This is a genomic window from Rhodococcus sp. PAE-6 (assembly GCF_025290685.1).
GTDB classification, from domain to species: domain Bacteria; phylum Actinomycetota; class Actinomycetes; order Mycobacteriales; family Mycobacteriaceae; genus Rhodococcus; species Rhodococcus pyridinivorans.
Genome location: NZ_JAOCLZ010000174.1, coordinates 1 through 250, shown reverse-complemented (window position 1 = coordinate 250; position 250 = coordinate 1). Strand labels below are relative to the sequence as shown.

Genomic DNA, 250 nt, shown 5'->3' with positions numbered 1-250 from the left:
GAATGACACCAACCCCACCCTCAGCTACCCCGGTGGCGAACACACGTTGTCGATCGCCAAGGCGACGGAAGGCAATGACTGTATCGAGCTGGGCAAGCTCCTCGCGGCGACCGGGTACACCACCCTCGACCCGGGTTTCGTCAACACCTCCTCCACGAAGTCGGCGATCACGTACATCGACGGCGAGAAGGGCATTCTGAGGTACCGCGGAAACCCGATCGAGCAGCTCGCCGAGAAGTCGACGTTCATC

The 250-nt window shown here is 61.6% G+C and carries 1 protein-coding gene; it reads left to right on the top strand.

Features of this window, described 5'->3' with window-relative positions; genetic code table 11:
• Window positions 1-250: citrate/2-methylcitrate synthase (locus NVV99_RS26685; RefSeq protein WP_313906276.1), on the top strand; the 250-nt coding region annotated here is incomplete at both ends.